Source organism: Blautia aquisgranensis (assembly GCF_040096615.1).
Taxonomy (GTDB): Bacteria; Bacillota; Clostridia; order Lachnospirales; family Lachnospiraceae; genus Blautia_A; species Blautia_A aquisgranensis.
This window is the reverse complement of record NZ_JBBMEJ010000008.1, coordinates 98,530-120,235: the sequence shown is the minus strand read 5'-3', so window position 1 is coordinate 120,235 and position 21,706 is coordinate 98,530. Positions and strand designations below refer to the sequence as shown.

Below are 21,706 nucleotides of genomic sequence, written 5' to 3'. Positions count from 1 at the left end.
AAAAGAATAGTGATATATGAGCATATGGAATTTTGAAAAAAAGTTCTGTATGCTCTTTTTATTTGCATAAAAATCTGATATACTTTATTTAGAGTTAGAAATAACTAACTGATAGAGTGAGAAACAATAAGTTGTTGCTTCAAACGATATGTTTTTGCTTCATATGAAATAAAAAAGGAGGGGGAAATAAATGAATGTGAATGTGTTTTATGGAATTCTGATCCCGTTTCTGGGAACTTCGGCAGGTGCAGCCTGCGTATTCTTTATGAAGAAAAATCTGAACGAACAGGTACAGCGGGCGCTTACCGGTTTTGCGGCAGGAGTTATGGTTGCGGCCTCGGTGTGGAGTCTTCTTATTCCGGCGATCGAGCAGTCGGACGGAATGGGAAAACTTTCTTTTATACCGGCAGTTGTGGGACTGTGGGCAGGAGTGCTTTTTTTGCTTTTGCTTGACCATATAATTCCGCATCTTCATCAGAACAGTGATCAGGCTGAAGGACCAAAAAGCCGACTTCAGAGAACGACCATGCTGGTGCTGGCAGTAACCCTGCACAATATTCCGGAAGGAATGGCAGTAGGTGTAGTTTATGCCGGATATCTTACCGGCAATTCGAAGATCACCATGATGGGAGCGATGGCTCTTTCCCTTGGAATCGCGATCCAGAATTTCCCGGAGGGCGCGATTATTTCCATGCCACTGCGCTCCGAAGGAATGGGAAAGGGAAAAGCTTTTGTGGGAGGAATGCTGTCCGGAGTTGTAGAACCTGTGGGAGCGGTGATCACGATTCTGGCAGCCGGACTCATCGTCCCGGCACTGCCATATCTTCTGAGTTTTGCGGCAGGAGCCATGCTGTATGTTGTTGTAGAAGAACTTATCCCGGAAATGTCCACAGGAGAACACTCCAATATAGGAACGATATTTTTTGCTGTTGGCTTTTCACTGATGATGGTGCTGGATGTGGCGTTGGGGTAATAAAATTTTGCGATCGTGTGAAAAAGCTCTTGACCTGGAGCTGACTCCAAGTTGTATCCTAATATCAGGGAGGTGTGCTATGACGATCAAAGAAGTGAGAGATATCAGATCATTGATAGATTATAGGGATACTTGTTAAAAGCGGGTGTCCCTATTTTTTATAGGGCATCCGCATGAAGCAGAAAGAAGAAATTGCAGAGCAACAGGAAACGATTGAACAGCAGATTGACATTGTGAATGCCAACCGCTTGGATATTGCAAAGCAGTCGATTATGGTCAGGGGAAATGAACAGAAAATACAGGAACAGGAAGAAAAATTGGTTCAGCAGGAGAATGAATTTAAAGAAAAATTCCTTTCTAATTCTGACCGGATTTTCCGACAGAGTGATCTGATCGAAGAACAGGAACAGCAGTTAAAACAGCTAACGCTTCGTATTGAAGATGTAGAGGCGCTGCTTGATGAGGTATCCAGTGAGGCATATGACAAGGCGGTGGAGCAAGTTGCAAGGGAAGTGGTACTGGCTACCAGAAAGGATGATATATATCTGGCAGAAGATTCTAAAAAGTGGATTCAGAGTCCAGAACGGAAAGCATCCCGGAAAGAAAAAGAGTATGCGGTAAAAAGGCTGGATGGTCTGAAAAGGAAAATTGAAAATGCGATGGAAAAAGCAGTAGGGAAAATTGTCCGTCAGTTAAAACTGCCAGAGAAAAAGAAGTAAAGCCGTCCATTCGGGAAAAGCTTGCACTGAATGTAGCAAAAATTGAAAGAGAAGAAGCTGAGAGAAAACAACTGAATAAAGGAAAATCACGTTCCAGTGATCTGGAAATATAGGGCATTTTGTTGATTCCGAAAGGAAAGGGCAGAATGCATTTTTTATTTGGAGCGAAAAAAAGTTTTCCCATAATTGGGAAAAAGTCAGAGAAGGCAAAGAATTATTTTATGAGAAGTTTGGATTTCAGAAATTACCAAATGTTAAGTATGGTTATGGAATGGTAATTGAAATGTAAAATTCTTGTTTGTCAGAATAAGGAGTAAATGTACATTCGAAGATAGCACTGTGTGTTGACATTTATGAGAAAGTTGAAATATAATATAAAAATGCGATTAACCATGGCACAGTTTCTTAGTTAGAACAAGCTCTATATTGTGTCAGATCTGAAAATATGGAACAATGACAGATAAAAAATAATGAGGTATGTATGATGGAAAATGAGCAAGAAAATTGGAAGACCCACACTCCACGAAAAATATATAAGCCCCAAATTAAGAAGGATTCGGTAGGCTTTTTTGCGTTTTTGACGCTTGCTATTATTTTATTAGCATCCGCATATACATTTATTCTGCATAAATCATACACTAATATTGCACTTGAGACAGAAATTGAGCGTGACACGGCAAGTGCTGGTGTAATACATAAGCTGGTAAATGAACGACTTGGAAAGAAAGAGTTTACCGAAATTCGCAACAAAGACGATGAAAATAAAAAAATGTATCATGATATTTCATCCTATCTAAATGAAATACGGACCCTGAATTCGACCAGATATCTATATATGGCCACCAAAAATGAAGAAAATAAACTTATCTATGTTGTAGATGGTCTTGATCCTACAGCAAAAGATGTTCGGCATCCAGGGGATTATATTGAGGATGAGATGATTCCTTACATCGAAAAAGCACTTTCTGGCAAGACCGTCTATTCTCAGGACATCGTCGATACGAACTGGGGTCCTATTTTTACAGCTTGCTATCCCGTAACAGATGAATCAAATGGAACCAGTGAAGTTGTTGGTGCGTTATGCATTGAAATGGATATGCAATCTGTATATGGTCTTGTCGAGCGGACAAAACAAGTGTCTCTTTTTGTGGGAATAATCGCCGGATGCGTACTGTTAGTATTGTGTATTGGTTGTTTCTTTTATTGTAAAAAGCGTAAAGAAGAAGAACTCAAACAAAAAATGATATTAGAAGATGCTGCAGAAAAAGCGGATTCTGCCAACAGAGCCAAATCTTCTTTCTTGCTTAATATGTCTCATGATATACGTACCCCGATGAATGCCATCATTGGGTTTACAGACATTGCACTACACCAACAGAATATAAATGAGATTCATGACAGTCTGCAAAAGGTCAAAACAAGTTCTAATCATTTACTGCTGTTGTTAAATGAGGTACTGGATTTGAGTCGTATTGAAAGTGGAAAAGTATCCTTTTCACCTGAGCCCGTGAATCTTCCTGTATTAATTGATAGTGTGATTGCAATCATGGATGGACTTCTTTTGGATAGAAATCTCAACTTTGAAGTACATCGCAACAGACCATCGATGCTCTATGTTATGACAGATTCCACCAGAATTCGTGAAATATTGACGAACCTTCTGAATAATGCAGTTAAATTCACAGAAGATGGTGGTACTATTACTTTTGAAATGAGTACTCGTCCAGGAGTAGATGAACGCCATATCGTGGCATCCTATACAGTCAAAGATACGGGTGTTGGTATGAGCGAGGAATTTCAGAAAAAGCTGTTTGAGCCATTTTCGCAGGAAAATAATGGTGCACGTACTCAGTATAAAGGGACCGGGCTGGGGATGGCTATTACCAAGCAATATGTGGAGTTGATGGGTGGAACACTTACGTTTCAAAGTAAAAAGAATTGTGGTTCTTCTTTTACAGTCGAAATTCCCATGGAACTTGCCGATGAAAAAGAAATTCCAGAACAGAAGACTGTACAGAATATCAGTCTCAATGGCGTTAAGGTGCTTTTGGTTGAGGATAATGACTTAAATGCTGAACTGGCAATGACATTATTGGAAGATGCCGGTATGTGTGTAACTCGTGCTGTAGATGGGGAAGATGCAGTCAAACTGTTCGCATCTAACCCTGCAGGTACTTATGACATTATCCTGATGGACATCATGATGCCAAAAATGAACGGATATCAGGCAACGAAGGCAATCCGAACAATGAGCGGGGAACGTCCGGATGCAGCAACCATTCCTATCATAGCCCAGTCTGCTAATGCTTTCAAAGAAGATATTCAGGCTTCGTTGGATTCTGGTATGAATGGGCATATCTCAAAGCCGTTTAACATGGATGAGGTATCTGTCTCTATAATGCGAAATCTTATCTGAACTTATAGGAGGTAAATCAGCATGAAATGTCCATATTGTGATGAAGAAATGATAAGGATGTGTACTCTCATATTCTGAATGATGACCGAAGGAAAATTGCAGAGCTTTTTGCAGAAGCATTTTATGAGATAAAGAATCTGAATCCACAGATGTATGTACAGCAGGAAAATAATAATGCACCTGTTGCTGATGAAGTCGATCCGGAACTTCTGGCAAAAGTATTGGCTAAGTCTCACGTGGAAAACGAGATGTCTAAAATGAATCTGCCGGAAACCATACCTGCTGTGGTATAAACCAGAAGTCGTTGTCGTAAAATGTGGTAAGAAAATCAGACGAATATATTTTTTCAAGAATTTGTCGTAAAAATGTGGTCAAATCAAGAAAATCGAGTGCGAAAGCAAGTGAAAAATCCCTGTGAAGCCTGCAAAATCAAGGCTTCACAAATTCTTCATAAAATAATTAGCACTCACCTCTTGACAGTGCTAACAAATAGTGTTATATTTCTCCTAGAACAAGAAAAAAGCTACAGCATTTCCGAAACGAAAGTGCCGGAAATGCTTTTCATAGAATAGGAGGAAAGCCTATGAATATCAGTAAATTTACACAGAAATCCGTACAGGCTGTCCAGGATCTGGAGAAGGTTGCTTACGAATATGGCAACCAGGAGATCGAGGAAGAACACCTTCTGTATACATTACTTACACAGGAAGACAGCCTGATTCTCAAATTGATCGAGAAGATGGAGATTCAGAAGGAATATTTTGTTGACACTGTTAAGAAAGCTCTGGATGCCAAGGTTAAGGTTCAGGGTGGAGAACTTCGTTTCGGTCAGTATCTGAACAAGGCACTGGTCAGTGCGGAGGATGAAGCCAAGGCTATGGGAGATGAGTATGTCTCTGTTGAGCATCTGTTTCTTTCCATGCTGAGATATCCAAGCCCCAGTATGAAGAAGATCTTTGATGAGTTTGGAATCACCAGAGAGCGTTTTCTTCAGGCACTTTCTACAGTCAGAGGAAACCAGAGAGTTGTCAGTGACAACCCGGAGGCAACCTATGATACTTTGAATAAATACGGCGAGGATCTGGTAGAGAAGGCGAAGAACCAGAAGCTGGATCCGGTGATCGGACGTGATGCGGAGATCCGAAACATCATCCGTATCCTTTCCCGTAAAACCAAGAATAACCCAGTTCTCATCGGTGAGCCTGGTGTCGGTAAGACAGCAGCCATTGAGGGACTGGCACAGCGTATTGTGGCAGGGGACGTACCGGAAGGCCTTAAGAATAAGAAGATTTTTGCACTGGATATGGGTGCACTGGTTGCCGGCGCCAAATATCGTGGTGAGTTTGAGGAACGTCTGAAAGCGGTACTGGAAGAGGTGAAGAAGAGCGAAGGACAGATTATTCTGTTCATCGATGAGCTTCATCTGATCGTTGGTGCAGGTAAGACAGATGGTGCCATGGATGCAGGAAACATGCTGAAGCCTATGCTGGCAAGAGGTGAGCTTCACTGTATTGGTGCTACAACTCTGGATGAGTACCGTCAGTATATTGAGAAGGATGCTGCACTTGCACGTCGTTTCCAGCCGGTTATGGTAAATGAGCCTACGGTTGAGGATACCATTTCTATTCTTCGTGGATTGAAGGAGAGATACGAGGTATTCCACGGCGTTAAGATTACAGACAGTGCACTGGTTGCAGCAGCTACCCTTTCACACAGATATATCACAGACCGTTTTCTTCCGGATAAGGCCATTGACCTTGTAGACGAGGCCTGTGCACTGATCAAGACAGAACTGGATTCCATGCCGACAGAGCTGGATGAGCAGAGACGTAAGATCATGCAGCTGGAGATCGAGGAATCTGCTCTTAAGAAAGAAACTGATAATCTCAGCAAAGAGCGACTGGAGGATCTGCAGAAAGAGCTGGCAGAGTTACGAGATACTTTTAATGCACAGAAAGCTCAGTGGGATAATGAGAAACATTCCGTAGAGAAGCTTCAGAAATTACGTGAGCAGATCGAGGATATCAATAAACAGATCCAGAAAGCAAAACAGAACTACGATCTGGAAAAGGCAGCAGAGCTGCAGTATGGTGAGCTGCCGAAGCTTCAGCAGCAGCTGGAAGTAGAGGAGAAGCAGGTCAAAGAAAGTGACAGAAGCCTGGTACATGAGGCTGTTACTGATGATGAGATTGCGCGTATTATTTCCAGATGGACCGGTATTCCGGTAACCAAGCTGACAGAAGGTGAGAGAACGAAGCTTCTGGGTCTTGAGGATGAACTGCATAAACGTGTAGTAGGTCAGGATGAAGGTGTACGTCTTGTAACAGATGCCATCCTTCGTTCAAAAGCAGGTATCAAGGATCCTACGAAGCCAATCGGTTCTTTCCTGTTCCTTGGACCAACCGGTGTTGGTAAAACAGAGCTTGCCAAGACTCTGGCTGCCACACTGTTTGACGATGAGCAGAACATGGTTCGTATTGATATGAGTGAGTACATGGAGAAATATTCCGTGTCCCGTCTGATCGGAGCGCCTCCAGGATATGTAGGATATGAAGAAGGCGGTCAGCTGACTGAGGCTGTTCGAAGAAAACCGTACAGTGTTGTACTCTTTGATGAAATCGAGAAGGCACATCCGGATGTATTTAACGTACTTCTTCAGGTGCTGGATGACGGACGTATCACAGATTCTCAGGGCCGTACCGTTGACTTTAAGAATACGATTCTGATCATGACCTCGAATATCGGTTCGCCGTATCTGCTAGATGGTATTGATGAGAAAGGTGATATCAAGCCGGAGGCACAGGAGCAAGTTATGGCAGATCTCCGTGGACACTTTCGTCCGGAGTTTCTGAACCGTCTGGATGAGATCATCATGTTCAAGCCGCTGACCAAGGATAATGTAGGCAAGATCGTAGATCTTATGGTAAAAGAACTCAGTGACCGTCTGGCTGACCAGGAGCTTTCCCTGGAGCTTACGGATGCAGCGAAACAGATGGTAGTGGATAACGGATATGATCCGGTTTACGGTGCACGTCCGCTGAAGCGTTATCTGCAGAATTATGTGGAAACACTGACTGCAAAGAAGATCCTTTCCGGTGATGTACATGCCGGTGATACCATCATTCTGGATGTGAAGGATGGAGAGTTTACTGTCAGCACGAAATGATCAGAAGTACCTGGTCAAAGAAAGTAACTCCTTGATTCAATGAAAATATAGATTGACAAATAAAAGAACTGTCAGTTCTGATCAGAATTCATCTTTGGATGAAAGATCAGAGCCTGGCAGTTCTTTTTTGTGAAAGCAAAAATCTTTTGACTACTTGACAAAATCGAATATTGGTAAGATAGTAATGCTATCAGAAAATATCAGGAAAAGGATGGAAAAAATTATGATACCAAAGGATCCGGTAATGCTTTTGAGCTATATGAATACACAGCTGAGAGATTTTTACGGTTCGCTGGATGCGTTCTGCGAAGATAAAAATGCCGACAGAAAAGAGCTGGAGGAAAAGCTTGCGTCAATCGATTATGTGTATGATCCGGCTGCGAACCAGTTTGTCTAAGAAGCGAAAAGAAAATCCATGTTCTATAAGTGATGTGAACTTATGGAACATGGATTTTTTTGCTGTGTGCAGGGAAATAAAAAGTTAGTCCGACAAAAGAATATAGATAATAGGAATTCTATTTTAAGAATTTATAAATCTAAAAAAAGTGTGAAATTCACAAAAAACAGTTGTATTTTTTGTGCAGATGTATATTATATATAGTTAGCCGACTAATTAAATGAATTCGGATCGGAGTAAGAGAGGAGTGATGTCGTGTTTTGTGAGGAGGAAGATGAGAAGGGAAAAGAAAATAGTCTTTTGTCTCTGTTTATGAAGGTGGACCGCTATTTTATGGCGAAATGCTTCGGGCAGATGCAGGGACTTGGAATTTATCCGGGACAGATTCCGGTTCTGGGGATGGTTTCCAAGAAGGAAGGTTTAAGCCAGAAGGAGCTGGCGGAGATCCTGAGAATCAAGCCGCCGACAGTAACGGTCTCAGTACAGAGACTGGAGAAAGCAGGGTTTCTTTATAAGAAACCAGATGAGAAGGATCAGCGTATAGCCAGGATTTATCTGACTGAGAAGGGCAAAGAAACGAAAGCCAGGGCATTACAGCGAATCCGAGAGAATGAATCTGTGATGCTGGAAGGCTTCAGTGAAACAGAACAATGCCTTCTTCGGAGATTTCTGAAACAGATTCTGGAAAATATAGATAAGATACAGCCGGAATAAAATCTGGAAGAAACAAAGTAATGAAAAATATTGTATGACAGAAAGGAAGGAACAGAAACGTGATCAAACTGATGAAGTATCTGAAAAAGTCAGCAGGTTACATTGTGATCATCATCGCGCTTCTTTTTCTCCAGGCATACTGTGATCTGTCTCTGCCGAATTACACATCCAATATCATCAATGTGGGAATTCAGCAGAACGGTATTGAAGACAGTGTTCCTGAGAAGATCAGAAAAACATCTATGGACAGTCTGAAGCTGTTTATGGATGACGATGATGCAAAAACTGTTGATAAGTTTTATGAAGAAGACGGAGATGAGCTTGTATTAAAAGATAAGATTTCCGCAGATGACAGAGAGGAACTGAATTCTATTTTCGGCAAACCGATGGTGATCGTTTCCACGTTCACATCCGACAGCGAAGAAACAAAAGCAGCACTTGCAAAGATGGGAATTCCGGAAGGTGTTGATCCGCTCACTGCTCTTGCACAGATGCCGAAAGAGGCATTATCTGCCATGAAGGAGCAGGTCAGTGAGAAGATCGATAAGATGCAGGAATCCATTATTACACAGGCAGGTGTTTCCTACGTTCGTGCAGAGTATGAAGCTATGGGAGAGGATGTAGATGCCATTCAGATGGATTATATGAAGTCTACAGGCATCCGCATGGTACTGATGGCTCTGGTAACAATGATGGCTGCGGTGTGTGTGGTATTTCTTTCCGCAAGAGTGGCCGCTTCCCTTGGCCATGATCTTCGTGGAATGGTGTACAACAAGGTTATCGGTTTTTCCAGCAGAGAATATCATAAATTCTCAACGGCATCTCTCATTACCCGCTGTACTAATGATATCCAGCAGATCCAGCAGGTAATGTCCATGATGTTCCGTATCGTTCTTTATGCGCCGATCCTTGGAATCGGCGGTGTACTGAAGGTATTGAAGACAGATTCTTCCATGACATGGATCCTGGCTGTTGCCGTAGTTTTGATCCTAGCATTTATGATCCTGCTGTTTAAGATCGCAATGCCGAAATTTACAGCACTACAGACCATGGTAGATAAACTGAACCTGGTAACCCGTGAGATCCTTACCGGTATTCCGGTTATCCGTGCATTCAGCCGTGAGAAACATGAGGAGGAGCGTTTTGAAGAGGCAAATATGACTCTTACAAAAACCAACCTCTTTGTTAACCGTTGTATGACATTTATGATGCCTGTAATGATGCTGATCATGAACGGAATTTCCGTGCTGATCATTTACAGCGGTTCTTATGCAGTAGATAACGGAAGTATGCAGGTTGGTGATGTAATGGCATTTATCCAGTATGCAATGCAGATCATCATGTCATTCCTGATGATCACAGCCATGTCTATTATGCTTCCGAGAGCAAATGTATCTGCACGTCGTATCAATGAAGTACTTGAGACAGAAGTCAGTGTTCATGATCCGGAGAATCCGGTACAGCCGTCCGAAAATGTAAAAGGAACTGTAGAATTTGACCATGTAAGTTTTGCATATCCGGAAGCCGGTGAGAACGTTATCACCGATATTTCCTTTAAAGCAGAAAAAGGTGAGACAGTAGCGATCATCGGAAGTACAGGAAGCGGTAAGAGTACCCTGATCAATCTGATTCCTCGTTTCTACGATGTGACAAATGGTTCTGTAAAGGTTGACGGAGTAGATGTCCGTGAAATGACACAGAAGGATGTCCGTGACCGGATCGGATATGTTCCGCAGAAAGGAGTGCTTTTCTCCGGAACGATCGATTCCAATATCCGTTACGGAAAGACAGAGATTTCTGAGGATGCAGTGAAAAAAGCTGCTCAGGTTGCCCAGGCTACAGAGTTTATCGATACCAAGCCGGAAGGCTATGATTCTCCGATCGCTCAGGGCGGAAGCAACGTTTCCGGCGGACAGAAGCAGAGACTTTCCATTGCGAGAGCCATTGCGAAAGATCCGGAGATCTTTATCTTCGATGACAGCTTTTCCGCACTGGATTTCAAAACAGACAGTACACTTCGAAAAGCACTGAAAGAACATACAAAAGAAGCAACAACTATTATCGTGGCGCAGCGTATCAGTACGATTCTGAATGCAGATAAGATCATCGTTCTGGATGATGGTCATATGGCAGGAATCGGAAGTCATAAAGAACTGATGAAATCCTGTGAGGTATATCGTCAGATTGCCATGAGTCAGTTATCAGAGGAGGAATTGGCATGAGTCAGCAGAGAAGAAGAGGCCATATGGGCGGACGCGGAATGCAGCCAACAGAGAAAGCCAAGGACTTCAAGGGCTCTATGAAAAAGCTGTTCCGCTATATGGGAAGATATAAAATTCGTTTTATCCTGATGTTTATCTTTGCAGTGGCAGGTACTGCGTTTAATATCGCAGGTCCCAAGATCCTTGGAAAAGCGACTACAGAGCTCTACAAAGGTCTGGTTGCAAAGGTAAACGGTACAGGCGGTATTGATTTTGACAAGATCGGTATGATCCTTCTGTGGACATTGGGACTTTACCTGGCAAGCGCATGCTTTTCCCTGATCCAGGGCTTTGTAATGACAGGAATTTCCAATGATGTTACTTATAATCTCCGAAAGGATATCTCAAAGAAAATCAACCGTCTTCCGATGAAATATTTTGAGAGCAGAACAAACGGTGAGATCCTTTCCAGAGTAACCAATGATGTGGATACCCTGCAGATGAGTATCAACCAGAGTATGACACAGCTAATCACATCTGTGACTACACTGATCGGTGTATTCATCATGATGCTTTCCATCAATGTATGGATGACACTGGCAGCTCTTCTGATCCTGCCAATCTCCATGTTCATCATCAACAAGGTGATGAAGCATTCCCAGAAATATTTCCAGGCACAGCAGGAATATCTGGGAAAAGTAAATGGTCAGGTTGAGGAGAACTTCGGTGGCCATGATGTAGTCAGAGTTTTTAATAAAGAAAAAGATGTTCTTGCAGAATTCGAGCATGATAATCAGAAACTGTATGAATCTGCATGGAAATCTCAGTTCTTTTCCGGTATGATGATGCCGATCATGCAGTTTGTAGGAAACCTGGGGTATGTAATGGTAGCACTTCTTGGTGGCGTATTTGCCATCAAGGGAACCATTGAGGTTGGTGATATCCAGTCATTTTTCCAGTACATCCGTAACTTTACACAGCCAATTCAGCAGATCGCGCAGGTTACGAACCTTCTGCAGTCTTCCGCAGCAGCTTCCGAGCGTGTATTTGAATTCCTGGAGGAGCCGGAGGAAGAACTCCAGCCGGAGAATCCGGATTCCATTGAGGGACTGGAAGGTAATGTACAGTTTGACCATGTAAAATTCGGTTATAATCCGGATAAGATCATTGTACATGATTTTTCCGCAGAGGTTCATGACGGTCAGAAGATCGCGATCGTAGGACCTACAGGAGCAGGAAAGACTACTATGGTCAAGCTGCTGATGCGTTACTATGATGTGAATGGCGGAAGTATCAAAGTTGATGGACACGATATCCGAAACTTCAACAGAAGTAATCTTCGTGAGATGTTCGGAATGGTGCTTCAGGATACCTGGCTGTTCTCTGGAACCATTATGGAAAACATCCGTTACGGACGTCTGGATGCAACCGATGAAGAGGTGATCGCAGCTGCAAAAGCGGCTCATATCCACAACTTTATCATGCAGCAGCCGGGCGGCTATCAGATGGTTCTGGATGAGGAGACCAGCAATGTTTCCCAGGGACAGAAGCAGCTGCTTACGATCGCAAGGGCAATTCTTGCAGACAATAAGATCCTGATCCTGGATGAGGCAACTTCTTCTGTTGATACCAGAACAGAGATGCAGATCCAGAAGGCCATGGATAATTTGATGAAGGGCAGAACAAGTTTTGTTATCGCCCACAGACTTTCCACGATTAAGGACGCAGACCTGATTCTTGTTATGAAGGATGGAGATATCATCGAGCAGGGCAACCACAAAGAACTGCTGGCAAGAAAAGGATTCTATGCTGATCTTTATAACAGTCAGTTCGAACAAAAACAAGCGTAAGCTTGTTTTTGTTCATGAGGAAGTAGCGAAGCGGATTCCGAACGTCCGATTGATGTGACAAGCATAAGTTAAAAACAGAAATCGCCAGGTGCGGCTTGTAAATTGCAGCATTTATAAATTTTGGAATTGCTGCAGAACACAGGTTGTACCTGGTGATTTTTTATTGTATATTTCATATAAAATCGATAGGAAAAATAAAATAAAATATGTGAAAAAACACTAAAAATCGTAAGAAAGTACAGACTATTCGGAAGAATGAGGAGGAATTCCTAAATTCATACAGTATAATAGGATATATCGAGTGTACGGAACAACTACAAACTGTATAATGTAAACGAAAAGAGAGGGATTTTTGTTATGAAGCAGAAAGCAATGGATATGAAACTTGTAGTGAAACCGCTGGTTGGATGTCTGACACATACACATTTCTGGGAGGGACCATGTCGTGCCGGACATAAAGAGGATATGACTGTTGAAGCTGAGACAAAAGCAGCAGATGAAGCATTCAGAAGTTCGGTGGAGGGACTGAAGGGTGTTATTGATGAAGTGGAATTCACAGAGCCGCTGGATGTCCGTTACAACGAATCCTTTGTTGTTGAAAAAGAGCTTTTTGAAAAGATTGGGGAAAATGTGGATGAGATCGACTGCTTCCTTTGCATGGGATGGAGAATTCCAAAACTGGAGAGATTTGGAAAGCCGGTGATCATCTGGCAGAATGGAAACGAAGGAATTGATTTTGCAGCATACTGCCGTTCCATCGGAGTAGAGGCTTATGTCTGTATGGACCTTCAGGATGTCAATGAGATCGCGCACATCCTCTGGGTAAGAAAAGCGGTTCGTAACACAAGAGCACTTGTACTGACAGCCGGCTCACAGCCTACATTTGGAATTCAGAGTCTGATCCGTGATCCGGAGATTCTCCGTAAACGTTATGGATTTGAGGTAGTGAAGCTTCCGTTTACTTCTATCTTCAAATATATGGATGAGATCACCGATGAGGAAGCAAAACCGATCGCAGATAAGATCATTGCAGGATCTACCGATACACAGGTGAACACAGACTGGTTCATCAATGATGTGAAATATTATCTGGCAGCGAAAAAGATGATGGATATTTATGACTGCAACGCGTTCTCAACTGCATGCCATGAGCTGTGTACGACTGAGATTCCGCAGAACCGTAAATTTACACCTTGCATGTGCCATTCCATTATGAAGGATGAGGGAATTCCAAGCGGATGTGAGGAGGATCTGAATGCACTGATGGCTATGCTGATCATGCAGTATGCGGCAAAACGTCCGGCATTCATGGGCAATCCGAATCATGAGACAGACGAGCTTCTCCGCATTCATCATGCAGTGCCTGCACTTCAGATGAACGGTTACGGAACAAAACCTCTTGCTTACAAGCTCTGGGCATTCACAGGTCAGGGATTTGGCGGCAAGCTTCAGGTTGATTTCACAGAGAATGAAGATGATTATATCACACTTGGACGTTTCAACCCGGCAGGTGATACCATGTGTATCAAGAAAGGTAAGGTTATCCGCTCTGAGTATGCAGATACCTATTGTAGTCCGTTCTATTACATCCAGATGGACGATGCAAGAGAATTCATGCACAATCTGGCAGGATTCGGACATCATCAGGTACTGATCTTCGGTGATTATACAAAGATGATCAAGAAGATCGCAAAGGTTATGAATTTCAATATTCTGGAAGGATGATTGGATGATCTATCTGAACAACGGAGCAACTTCCTGGCCGAAGCCTCCTGCTGTTCTGAAAGCAGTGCAGGCGTGTCTTAGTGGCATGCCTGCTTCGCAGTTCCGGGGCGGCAGTGCAATTATGAAAAAGGATGTGGAGGTTCTCTGCCGGGAAAAATTAGGGGGACTTCTTGGTATTTCAGAGACTGAGAGAATCTTTTTTACATCAGGGGCAACGGAAAGTATGAATACAGTTCTGGGAGGACTGGACTACGGAAAAAGTGACAGCCCGATCCTGGTCACACAGACAGAACACAACAGTGTATTACGACCAGCCCGAAATATAGGACAGTTAAAAACACATCCTGTCCACGTTGTAAAGTGTACGATAAATGGTACAGTTTCGGAAAAAGCATTGGAGGAGGCAGTATGTCCGGATGCAAGGGTACTGATCGTGAACCATTGTTCCAATGTTACAGGCTGTATACAGGATATGGAGATGATCCGCGATTTTTCGAGAAAGCATGGTTTATTGCTGGTGGTGGATGTATCCCAGAGCGCAGGATGTATTCCTGTAGAGATCGATAAGTGGAAGGCAGATGCGGCTGTTTTTACCGGCCATAAGAGTTTGTTGGGAATTCAGGGAACCGGCGGCTTCTATATTCGAAGTGGCATTAAGCTGAAGCCGCTGAAATATGGGGGAACAGGAAGAAACAGCGCACAGCTTACCTATGAGAACGGCGATTATGAATATGAGGTGGGAACCCAGAATATGCCGGGAATCACAGGACTTCTTGCAGGCCTGGAATTCATAGAAAAAACAGGCTTGTCCACGATTATAGAGAAGGAAAAATATCTTATGGATATGCTGTATGAGGGCTTAAAGGAGCTTCCACAGGTGCAAGTTTATGGTGACAGGAATACCTGCAGAGGCCCGGTGCTTAGCATGAATTTTCAGGGGCTGAAAGCTTCCGATGCAGCGTACATCCTGGAAAGTGGATACGGAATCACAGTCCGGGCAGGCCTGCATTGTTCACCGCTGATTCATGAAGCCATGGGAACAGAGAATGGCGGAACTGTAAGAGTTAGCATTTCCTGGTTTACGGAGGAAGAGGATATAAAAGCATTTCTGAAGGCAGCACGGGAGATTGCAGGCTCGATTGCAGGTTCTAAAGAACAGAAAATCTGAGCAGCAGAAAAAACGAAAACAGAAAAGAGGTAATCAGCATGAAGATCATAGGAAAACAGCCCTCCAGAGAGAAATGTGCAGAGTCCGGATGGTTTGCCTGGGACTATCTTCTGGATGGAACGATCACGCGGGAGTTTATCCTGAAACTGAAAGGGCTTGGAAGCTTTACATATCTGGATATGCTGAGGCAGCCTTTTTTTAAGATCGACAGTGATTATTATATGATCAAGGGCATTCAGGGCAACGATTATTTCCGTATTGCTGTCCACGGAAAGCATGAGGATCAGCTGGGAGAGTTAGAAGAATCTATCATAGATTGCATGGAAAAATAATATCTGCTATAATACTGTGAGCGCAGAAGTGGATTGGGAAACATTTTGGCTGCGTTTACAGGAGGCAGAGCATGCGGTTAGAGAGAGACAACATACCCCTTGACAAAGAATTTCCTTTTCAGATATCCGAGGTAGAGCTGACACCTTTGAACAGCCGGCCGGGAGCGTATCACTGGCACAGTTATTTTGAGATCACCTGTGTTCTGGAAGGAAAGGGGAATTATTTTGTAAACGGGCAGGAATATACAATGGAAGAAGATGATATCATCATCTTCAATAATGTGGAGCCTCACGGCTGGAAGCTGATCGGTGGAGATATGAAGCTTCTTGTGATGATCTTTTCGCCGGAATTTGTAGCCGAGAAGCTAAGTGTCTTTGACACGGAATACCTGAAGCCGTTTGTGGAACGTGGAAGTAATTTCAAGAACCGTATCGGCAGGGAGGAAGAGGTAAATCCGGAGATCCGCTCCAGTATCTGGGAAATCTACCGGGAATGGCAGCAGCGAAAAGAAGGTTATCCGCTTATGATCAAGGCAAATGTGCTTCGAATTCTGACCATGCTGATCCGGGCTTATCAGGATGAGAGCAAGTCCAGCGAGATGCTTCGGGAAAAGAAGAATGCCATGAAGCGTCTGGAGCAGGCTTTTGAATATATCAATGCACATTACTGTGAGAGGATCACGCTGGAGGAAGTTGCTTCTTCGGTGTATATGAGCTCCAATTATTTTTCTTCTTATTTCCGGAAGGTGACCAGTATCAGCTTCAGTGATTACGTTACGAGAATGAGGATCAATCATGCCAGAGAGCTTCTTCGGGAGACAGACCGGAATGTGACGGAGATCGCCATGGAGTGTGGTTTTAATAACATTTCCAACTTTTACAGACTTTATAAAAAGCATGTGGGAAAACCGCCCAAGGATGGGAAACAGAAAAAAAGTAAAAATAGTTAAAATTTATGAGCAGATAAGCCATAGACGAAAAACAGGCTTCGATGTTAGGATAAAAACAAGAAATTTTGTCCTGATATCGGAGCTTTTTTGGATTTCACGATGCACTCGTGATGTCCGTTTTATGGGACAGATAAGGAGAAGGGATTATGATTAAGACTGATAAACACGTACAGCTGGAAGTGGGAAAACTTACATACCGTCTGGTTCCGGTCACAGAGGAGATCATCCGTGTGATCGTGTCAGGAAAAGAGATTCAGGAAGCACAGGATTCTCTGATCATTGAAAAAAAAGAATATCCGAAGACGGATTTTTCTGTAGAAGAGACGGAAAATACGGTAACTGTAAAAACAGCGAAGGTATGGGCAGAGCTGAATACAGTATCTGGTGATATTACCTGGAAACACCCGGATGGAAGTGAGTGGCTTTTTCAGAAGAAACCGGAACTTACCAAGACGGATGTGATCCATTATAATACAGGCAACGAGAAGCCTGTGATCAATCGTGTAAAAACTGTGGATGGCGAGAGAAACTTTATCCAGAACCTGAAAGCTGAGAAGGTAAGAAGCGCATACCGTGGAAAAATGTTTTTCAGCTGGAAAGAGGATGAGGAGATCCACGGACTGGGACAGGCAGAAGAGGGAATCTATAATTACAGAGGTCATTGTCAGTATCTGTATCAGCATAATATGCGTATTCCGATGCCTGTGCTTGTTTCCACAGAGGGCTATGGAATTCTGGTAGACTGTTGTTCTCTTATGACATTTAATGATGACCTGAAAGATTCCTATCTGTTTCTGGATACTATAGAGCAGCTTGACTATTATTTCATGGGTGGCGGAACTATGGATGCGGTCATTCATGATTACCGTTATCTTACAGGTAAAGCACAGATGCTGCCGAAATGGGCATATGGTTATGTACAGTCAAAGGAACAGTATTACACAGCAAAAGAACTTCTGGATATTGTACGCCACTATCGTGAGATCGGTGTTCCGCTGGATTGCGTGGTACAGGACTGGAATACCTGGGAGCCGGGAAACTGGGGTGAGAAGATCCTGGATCAGGAGCGTTACGGAGATACGAAGGAATGTATGGATGAAATCCATAAGCTACATGCACACAGCATGGTTTCCGTATGGCCGAATATGAACGCGGGCGGAAAGAACCATACAGAATTCTTTGAGTCCGGACATTTGCTCTATGATTATGCGACTTATGATGCCTTTAATGAAGAGGCAAGAGAAATGTACTGGAAGCAGGCAAAAAAGGGACTTTTTGACCAGGGCTTTGATTCCTGGTGGTGTGATTCCACAGAGCCGTTTTCCGGTCCGGACTGGGGCGGTGCTGCGAAGAGAGAGCCATGGGAAAGATATGAGCTTGTAGGCGGTGAGCATAAGAAATACCTGGATCCTGCAGTTGCCAATGCGTTTGCGCTGATGCATGCGAAGGGAATCTATGAGAACCAGAGAAAGACGACAGAGGAGAAGCGTGTGCTTAATCTTACACGTTCCGGTTATGCTTCCGGTCAGAAATATTCTGCAATGCTGTGGTCCGGTGATACCTGTGCGACCTGGGATAATTTCAAGACTCAGATTGTGGAAGGCCTGAATATGGGACTCAGCGGATATCCGTACTGGACACTGGATATCGGAGCATTCTTTACAGTGGGAGACAAGTGGCAGAACCGTGGCTGTGGCTGCAACACAGATCCGGAGCCGAAGTGGTTCTGGCAGGGCAAGTATAACGAAGGCGTGAAGGACAAGGGATACTGCGAGCTGTATACAAGATGGCTGGAGATGGGAACCTTCCTTCCGATGTTCCGTTCACATGGAACCGACACGCCGAGAGAAATCTGGAACTTCGGTGAAAAAGGAACCATGTTCTACGATGCGATCGAAAAATTTATCAAGCTTCGTTATCATCTGATGCCGTATATTTATTCTCTGGCAGGTGCTGTACATTTTAAGGATTACACCATCATGAGAAGTCTGCTCTTTGATTTTCCGGAGGATAAGGAAGCACGTAAGGTTCAGAATGAATTTATGTTTGGACCGTCACTTCTGATCTGCGCTGTCACAGAGCCGATGTATTACGGCCCGGAGAGTACAGAACTTCAGAAAGAAAAAACATGGGAGTGCTATCTTCCGGCAGGTACGAAATGGTATGATTACTGGACAAACAAAGTATATGAAGGTGGCCAGTATGTGACTGTGGATGCACCGATCGATCAGATGCCGATCTTTGTAAAAGCAGGAAGTATCCTTCCGGTTGCGGAAGGTCTTGTATATGCTGCCCAGGAACCGGAGGAGCCGGTGAAGCTGGTTGTATATCCGGATGCAGATGCAAGCTTTACAATTTATGAGGACGAAGGAAATAATTATAATTTTGAAAACGGTGCTTATGCAACGACAGAGCTTACCTGGGATGATAAAACAGGAACTCTGACAGTTGGAGAGCGCAAGGGAAGCTATCCGGGAATGAAAGAGGCTTCTTATGTGACAGAGATCATAAAATAATCAGATATTTCTGGTACAGTCAGATATAATGAAATAAAAAAAGACTGCCGGTGGTGCATGAGGCGGCTGTGATAAACATACAGCCCCAGGTAACGCCAGGCAGTCTTTTTTGGACTATACATTGTGCCTGCTTTCGGGTATAATTCAGTAATAAGGACAGACAGATGTCTGTCAAAACGAGAAAAAACGGGAGGATTTTACCATGATCATAACAACGACGCCATCTGTAGAGGGAAGAGCAATCCGTGAATATAAGGGAATCGTATTCGGAGAAGTGATCTCCGGAGTAAACTTCATGAAAGATATCGGAGCAGGCTTCCGAAATTTCTTCGGTGGAAGAAGCGCAGGATATGAGGAAGAGCTTATGAAAGCCAGAGAAGAAGCCCTGGCTGAGATGGAGCAGCGTGCAGCTGCAATGGGAGCGAATGCTGTGATCGGTGTGGATATTGATTACGAAGTACTTGGAGCTGATAATGGCATGCTGATGGTAACGTCAAGCGGAACAGCGGTAGTGGTGGATTAAGGCGTATGGCAGCAGTAAGAAACGGACGTGAATACCTTTCACATGTGACGGAGACCCTGAGACACCGGATCGAACAGCTGGATGCCTCCATTCAGGCTGGACAGAAGGAAATCGAAGGCATGCACGAATATTACTGGGAAAACTATACAGAGATGGACCAGTATGGCTATGAGAATTTTGATAACCAGCAGGCACTTCTTCATGAGATCAATGCCAGCAATGAGAAGCTTGATCTGCGCCGCAGATTCCGGAAAATGCTGGATTCTCCTTTCTTTGGAAGAGTGGATTTCTGCTATGAAGGAGAGGATGAGCCGGAGATCTTTTACATCGGGATCGGCAACCTGGCTGAGGAAAATGGAGGCTTGCCGCTGATCTATGACTGGAGAGCTCCTGTGTCCGGACTGTTCTATGATTTTGATAAGGGACCGGCATCCTATCAGGCACCGCTGGGCGAGATTCATGGAGACATTGCGGCGAAATGGCAGTATAAGATACGTGGCGGAAAAATGCTCTACGAGTTTGAGAGCGATGTGAAGATTGATGATGAGATCCTGAAGGCGGAGCTTGGAAGCAACGGTGATGTACAGCTGAAGAATATCATCCGCACGATCCAGAAGGAACAGAATGCCATTATCCGCAATACTTCAGACCGGATCATGGTGATCCAGGGGGCAGCAGGAAGTGGCAAGACATCCATTGCCCTGCACAGGATCGCATATCTTCTTTATCATGACCGAAAGAATCTGAAGGCATCTTCTGTACTGGTTCTTTCTCCGAATGGAGTGTTTGCAGATTATATTTCCCATATTCTGCCGGAGCTTGGCGAGGAAAATATCCGTGAGATGAGCTTTGATCTTTTTGCATATAAGAGATTGAAAAATACAGTTTCCGACTGCGAGGACCGGTATGATCTGATCGAGCGGCAGATCGCAGGGCTCTGCGATGAGGCACTTCTGAAAGAAAAACAGTCCAGGGATTTCCTAGACCGTATGGAAGGGTATATCGTGGAGCTTGAGGACAGCCTTATGAATTTCCGTGATGTGGAACATCGTGGCGTAGTCAAAAAAGAACAGGTGATCATTGAACTCTTTTATTTTAAATTTATGGATATTCCGCTGCTTTCCAGAATGGATGCGGTGGCTGAGTATTTTATTGACGAGATCGAAACACTGAAGGGATTTGATCTGCCGGATGATGAACGGGAAGCTGTAAAGAGCCGCTTTTACAGGATGTATGAGACGAGAGACCTCTATGTACTGTATAACCGGTTCCTGAAGCAGGAGGGATTTCCGGCACTTCCGCAGGTGCAGTACGAAAAAAGAAAGCTGCGCTATGAGGATGTATATCCTGTTCTGTATCTGAAATACCGGCTGGAGACCCAGCAGGAGGACAGCGGTGTGCGTCATCTGATCGTGGATGAGATGCAGGATTATTCCATGCTTCAGTATCTGATCATTCAGAAGCTTTTTAAATGCAGGATGACGATCCTTGGTGACAGAGAGCAGACCATGGATGGAGAGCAGCAGGATGTACTGACCTTCCTGCCTAAGATATTAGGAAAAGATATCCGGAAGATCGTGATGAACAAGAGTTATCGTAATACGATCGAGATCGCGTCTTATGCGAATAAGCTTGCAGGAATCACGGGTGTGGAGCTTTTTGAACGTCATGGAAAACCTGTAGTGGAACGGGAATTTCCGGGGCTTGAGGAGGCTGTGGAGAGCGTATTAGGGGAACTGCGTCTTGATGATTATGAGACAGCAGCCGTGATCACAAGAACAGCAGACGAAGCAAGAGAAGCATATTATATTTTAAAGGAGAGGCTGGAAGCGGAAGGCTTTGATACGAAAGAGAGGCTTTCCCTTCTTCACAGAGACAGTACGAACTTTAAGAAAGGACTTACAGTTACTACTTTCTATATGGCCAAAGGCCTGGAGTTTGACCAGGTATTTTCTGTATTTCCGAAAGAAGACAGAAGCCCGATCGTGGAACGTGCCAGATATATTGCGGCGACCAGAGCTCTGCATGAGCTTTATATGTATGAGCTGAATTAAAA

16 protein-coding genes are annotated in these 21,706 nt (G+C 43.8%); all 16 read left to right on the top strand.

Translation table 11 applies throughout. The features are described from left to right. Positions 1–190 precede the first annotated feature (190 nt). Positions 191–973 carry a ZIP family metal transporter gene (locus WMO28_RS08310; protein WP_178644468.1) on the top strand — a complete coding sequence of 261 codons (783 nt, stop codon included), beginning with the start codon at positions 191–193 and terminating at the stop codon, positions 971–973. A gap of 173 nt (positions 974–1,146) precedes the next feature. After that, positions 1,147–1,692: a hypothetical protein gene (locus WMO28_RS08305; RefSeq protein WP_349056652.1), complete on the top strand. Its 546-nt coding sequence runs from the start codon at positions 1,147–1,149 to the stop codon at positions 1,690–1,692. 481 nt (positions 1,693–2,173) lie between these two features. Further along, positions 2,174–4,108 (top strand): ATP-binding protein, encoded by a 1,935-nt coding sequence (locus tag WMO28_RS08300; RefSeq protein WP_349056651.1) that lies wholly within the window; start codon positions 2,174–2,176, stop codon positions 4,106–4,108. A 59-nt stretch (positions 4,109–4,167) separates the two neighbouring features. Further along, positions 4,168–4,401: a hypothetical protein gene (locus tag WMO28_RS08295; RefSeq protein ID WP_349056650.1), complete on the top strand. Its 234-nt coding sequence runs from the start codon at positions 4,168–4,170 to the stop codon at positions 4,399–4,401. Between the two features lie 290 nt (positions 4,402–4,691). Continuing rightward, positions 4,692–7,274: an ATP-dependent chaperone ClpB gene (gene clpB, locus WMO28_RS08290; protein ID WP_178644464.1), complete on the top strand. Its 2,583-nt coding sequence runs from the start codon at positions 4,692–4,694 to the stop codon at positions 7,272–7,274. A 223-nt stretch (positions 7,275–7,497) separates the two neighbouring features. Continuing rightward, positions 7,498–7,671, top strand: coding sequence for a DUF4250 family protein (locus WMO28_RS08285; protein WP_178644462.1), 174 nt, complete (start codon positions 7,498–7,500; stop codon positions 7,669–7,671). A 255-nt stretch (positions 7,672–7,926) separates the two neighbouring features. Then, positions 7,927–8,385, top strand: coding sequence for a MarR family winged helix-turn-helix transcriptional regulator (locus WMO28_RS08280; RefSeq protein WP_349056649.1), 459 nt, complete (start codon positions 7,927–7,929; stop codon positions 8,383–8,385). A 59-nt stretch (positions 8,386–8,444) separates the two neighbouring features. Next, positions 8,445–10,607, top strand: a complete 2,163-nt coding sequence (locus WMO28_RS08275) for an ABC transporter transmembrane domain-containing protein (RefSeq protein WP_178644460.1) — start codon at positions 8,445–8,447, stop codon at positions 10,605–10,607. Further along, a complete protein-coding gene (locus WMO28_RS08270) occupies positions 10,604–12,436 on the top strand; it encodes an ABC transporter ATP-binding protein (RefSeq protein WP_349056647.1) in 1,833 nt (610 codons plus the stop codon). Before WMO28_RS08275 ends, WMO28_RS08270 begins: the two co-directional genes overlap by 4 nt. A 357-nt stretch (positions 12,437–12,793) precedes the next feature. Further along, positions 12,794–14,161 carry a hypothetical protein gene (locus WMO28_RS08265; RefSeq protein WP_178645101.1) on the top strand — a complete coding sequence of 456 codons (1,368 nt, stop codon included), beginning with the start codon at positions 12,794–12,796 and terminating at the stop codon, positions 14,159–14,161. A gap of 4 nt (positions 14,162–14,165) precedes the next feature. Continuing rightward, positions 14,166–15,329 carry an aminotransferase class V-fold PLP-dependent enzyme gene (locus WMO28_RS08260; RefSeq protein ID WP_349056646.1) on the top strand — a complete coding sequence of 388 codons (1,164 nt, stop codon included), beginning with the start codon at positions 14,166–14,168 and terminating at the stop codon, positions 15,327–15,329. A 38-nt stretch (positions 15,330–15,367) separates the two neighbouring features. After that, a complete protein-coding gene (locus WMO28_RS08255; RefSeq protein ID WP_349056645.1) occupies positions 15,368–15,661 on the top strand; it encodes a hypothetical protein in 294 nt (97 codons plus the stop codon). Positions 15,662–15,732: 71 nt separating this feature from the next. Next, the gene (locus tag WMO28_RS08250) at positions 15,733–16,611 is read left to right on the top strand and encodes a helix-turn-helix domain-containing protein (protein WP_178643400.1); all 879 of its coding nucleotides are present in this window, start codon (positions 15,733–15,735) and stop codon (positions 16,609–16,611) included. 146 nt (positions 16,612–16,757) lie between these two features. Beyond that, positions 16,758–19,127 (top strand): glycoside hydrolase family 31 protein, encoded by a 2,370-nt coding sequence (locus WMO28_RS08245; protein WP_349056643.1) that lies wholly within the window; start codon positions 16,758–16,760, stop codon positions 19,125–19,127. A 202-nt stretch (positions 19,128–19,329) separates the two neighbouring features. Next, complete coding sequence (locus WMO28_RS08240) at positions 19,330–19,650, top strand: putative heavy metal-binding protein (protein WP_178643402.1); 321 nt, start codon at positions 19,330–19,332, stop codon at positions 19,648–19,650. Positions 19,651–19,655: 5 nt separating this feature from the next. Continuing rightward, positions 19,656–21,704, top strand: coding sequence for a HelD family protein (locus tag WMO28_RS08235; protein ID WP_349056642.1), 2,049 nt, complete (start codon positions 19,656–19,658; stop codon positions 21,702–21,704). Positions 21,705–21,706 lie beyond the last annotated feature (2 nt).

What these genes read in the sequence shown, in the direction of transcription:
- WMO28_RS08310 (WP_178644468.1), top strand. Translation starts at nt 191, where the DNA reads ATGAATGTGAATGTGTTTTATGGAATTCTGATCCCGTTTCTGGGAACT.
- WMO28_RS08305 (WP_349056652.1), top strand. Translation starts at nt 1,147, where the DNA reads ATGAAGCAGAAAGAAGAAATTGCAGAGCAACAGGAAACGATTGAACAG.
- WMO28_RS08300 (WP_349056651.1), top strand. Translation starts at nt 2,174, where the DNA reads ATGATGGAAAATGAGCAAGAAAATTGGAAGACCCACACTCCACGAAAA.
- clpB (WP_178644464.1), top strand. Translation starts at nt 4,692, where the DNA reads ATGAATATCAGTAAATTTACACAGAAATCCGTACAGGCTGTCCAGGAT.
- WMO28_RS08285 (WP_178644462.1), top strand. Translation starts at nt 7,498, where the DNA reads ATGATACCAAAGGATCCGGTAATGCTTTTGAGCTATATGAATACACAG.
- WMO28_RS08270 (WP_349056647.1), top strand. Translation starts at nt 10,604, where the DNA reads ATGAGTCAGCAGAGAAGAAGAGGCCATATGGGCGGACGCGGAATGCAG.
- WMO28_RS08265 (WP_178645101.1), top strand. Translation starts at nt 12,794, where the DNA reads ATGAAGCAGAAAGCAATGGATATGAAACTTGTAGTGAAACCGCTGGTT.
- WMO28_RS08260 (WP_349056646.1), top strand. Translation starts at nt 14,166, where the DNA reads ATGATCTATCTGAACAACGGAGCAACTTCCTGGCCGAAGCCTCCTGCT.
- WMO28_RS08255 (WP_349056645.1), top strand. Translation starts at nt 15,368, where the DNA reads ATGAAGATCATAGGAAAACAGCCCTCCAGAGAGAAATGTGCAGAGTCC.
- WMO28_RS08250 (WP_178643400.1), top strand. Translation starts at nt 15,733, where the DNA reads ATGCGGTTAGAGAGAGACAACATACCCCTTGACAAAGAATTTCCTTTT.
- WMO28_RS08245 (WP_349056643.1), top strand. Translation starts at nt 16,758, where the DNA reads ATGATTAAGACTGATAAACACGTACAGCTGGAAGTGGGAAAACTTACA.
- WMO28_RS08240 (WP_178643402.1), top strand. Translation starts at nt 19,330, where the DNA reads ATGATCATAACAACGACGCCATCTGTAGAGGGAAGAGCAATCCGTGAA.
- WMO28_RS08235 (WP_349056642.1), top strand. Translation starts at nt 19,656, where the DNA reads ATGGCAGCAGTAAGAAACGGACGTGAATACCTTTCACATGTGACGGAG.